The following is a 2,487-nucleotide window of genomic DNA, read 5'->3' on the forward strand; positions in this document are numbered from 1 at the left end:
GTGTCGAGTAGGTCAGCCCCATTGCTGGGGCTTTCCCCTCTAAGAACCGTGCATGAGAGTTTCCCCTCACACGGCTCAAGCAACGCATTACCATTCTTACTGAAGGAATAGTTCTGCCTCATTTCCTACTAATTTTATTAGGGTTAAACTTCTTGTTCTTGCATGAACTGTGTATGAGAATCTTGAACGGTTTGCCGTTGACAGTCTCCTTGATAGTCGTCCATCTTCGTTCATCGTCAATAATCTCTCCACAGATTGGGCAACGCATTTCTTGGTGAATCCAAATCATACGCAGCAGGTCATCAATCTCACGTAGTTGGTTCTCCGTGTTCTTTGACTTGCGCCGTGCATAGTAAGGAGCATCGGCAGGGTCGTATGGATTAGTATTGGTTCTGACACGCACGTACTTCAATATGGGAGTGTCCGCCAGCCTTTTAAGACTTAAAGTCGTTTCCTTACCCGACTTCTTGTTCTTGGTTATAGTGGCGAAGCACCATTCACGTCCATGCAATTGTTTGAAATACCTGTCTTTAATCCAATGTTTGCCCTTTTTCGGATGCCTGCGTCTTGCCCATTGCCAAAGCGTCTTGTACACCTCGTAGTCCACACGTGAGAATGCTTTCGATGATGCCCCGTAACGGTAATAGTTTGCCCATCCGGGAATCATGTGGTTAAGCATCCTTATAAGTGAGGAAGCCTTTGCCGACTTGTTGCTCTTGATTTTCGTACGAACCTTGTCACAGAAATTCTTCATCGCGTCCTTTGACGGCTTAGTCAGAAGTTTTCCGTTTGACTTGTATTCCCTGATGTTGAAGCCGAGGAAATCAAAGCCCTCACTGATATGAGTAATCCTTGTCTTTTCTTCCGACAACATCAGTCCACGTTCTGCCATAAACTGCCGTATAAGGGGCAGGATAACATCCTCAATTGTTTCCTTATCCTTTGCAGTGACAATAAAGTCATCAGCATAGCGCACGAGATTGATTTTGGGCTTAATCCATTTACGTCCGTCTGCGGTAGGTTGCCAATAGGGTTTCACCGCCTTTTGGACAAGGGATTGTAGCCCGTCAAGAGTCATGTTGGCAAGGGTTGGGGAGATTATGCCTCCTTGTGGAGTTCCCTCCTCGGTCGGAAAAAGACTTCCATTGAATACATAACCACTTTTGAGCCATTTTCTCAGCACCCCCTTATCCATAGGGATATTGTTAAGAAGCCATTCATGGCTGATGTGGTCGAAGCATCCTTTGATGTCTCCCTCCAAAATCCATTTGGGGGCAACATCCCTTGAAAGGACATTGTGACACTGGGCTATTGCATCTTGGCAGCTGCGATATTTACGGAAGCCGTAGGAGTGTTGGTCGCCTGTCGTTTCCGCAATAGGGTCGAGAGCCATCAGATAGAGAGCCTGCATCGCACGGTCTTTCATCGTAGGGATTCCCAAGGGGCGTTTCTTCCCGTTCTTCTTCGGTATTTCCACACGGCGCAGGGGCATCGGTTGATAGCCACGGCGTTTGAGTGTGTCAATAGCTTTGACTTTTGCCGCATCGGACGACCACCTTACATGGTCAACTCCTGCGGTGTCTTTACCCTTATTAGTAGTAACCCGGACTACGGCAAGATAGCGACCGTAGAACGAGTGGGTCAACAGCCATTGCAAGGACTTGACCTTGCCGTGTCTGCCTTCCCTTTGAGCCTTTACAATACGTGCTTGCAGCTTCCGAACATACTCCTCTGCCTTGTGTCGGTCAATGCTTTTCCAACGTTCGGTATCAGAGAGGACCATATTTTCAGGCGCACACTTTTCTTTCGATTTGTTCATTTGCTTTCCTTTCTTTAGAAGTTCTATAAGTTTATTGTAAAGAGTTACCTTGTGGAAGTGGGCACACTTTCGTGTCGGATGATGTGGCTCCCTGCCATACATGGCAATGAGGTCAATCCGTATCCGCTCCATTACAGAGCGGCATTCGCTTTTTCCACGTTCCTATACCCGCACCCCATATAGGCTTGCCTTGCGGCTCGCTTACCTCCTCAAAGAGGGGGAGAGATACGGGCTTACCACGTTCCATGCAAGTGACGATAATGGGTTAGGTCTGTCCTATCCACCGGCAGTCATTATGTCCGTGCAACCCCACCTGGACAGGGAGTTGACCGACTGCGCACCTTTTGGTTCAAGCCTACAGCCTCGCTTTTGGAGCGAAGCCCTCAACATCATTTGGCTTGTTCTTCGTAACGATGTTTATCGGACATTCACATTGGTTGACCATACCATCAAGTCTCGCCCCTCGGCAGAACGATGTTATCTGCCTTAACCTCCACTCACGCTTCGGTCTATTCCTTTCGGAAAGGGTACTTTGTCAGAGCAGCTTCGCACAAAGAGATTACTCGCAATGCACGTACTCTCAGACTACTGCAAACGGAATTGCAGGTGTAATCAATGAATTAAATCATAGTCACACAATCACTTACACGGCTTTTACGTGTCACACG

General features: G+C 47.7%; 2 protein-coding genes. Both read right to left on the minus strand.

Translation table 11 applies throughout. From position 1 onward, the window contains the following. Positions 1–118: 118 nt before the first annotated feature. On the minus strand, positions 119–1,819 hold the full coding sequence (ltrA, locus tag BQ7394_RS00240) for a group II intron reverse transcriptase/maturase (RefSeq protein ID WP_075555540.1): 1,701 nt from the start codon (positions 1,817–1,819) through the stop codon (positions 119–121). Between the two features lie 112 nt (positions 1,820–1,931). Further along, complete coding sequence (locus tag BQ7394_RS26390; RefSeq protein WP_262497509.1) at positions 1,932–2,066, minus strand: hypothetical protein; 135 nt, start codon at positions 2,064–2,066, stop codon at positions 1,932–1,934. Positions 2,067–2,487: the final 421 nt, after the last annotated feature.

This window comes from Parabacteroides timonensis, assembly GCF_900128505.1.
GTDB lineage: Bacteria > Bacteroidota > Bacteroidia > Bacteroidales > Tannerellaceae > Parabacteroides > Parabacteroides timonensis.

What these genes read in the sequence shown, in the direction of transcription:
- ltrA (WP_075555540.1), bottom strand. Translation starts at nt 1,819, where the DNA reads ATGAACAAATCGAAAGAAAAGTGTGCGCCTGAAAATATGGTCCTCTCT.
- BQ7394_RS26390 (WP_262497509.1), bottom strand. Translation starts at nt 2,066, where the DNA reads ATGGAACGTGGTAAGCCCGTATCTCTCCCCCTCTTTGAGGAGGTAAGC.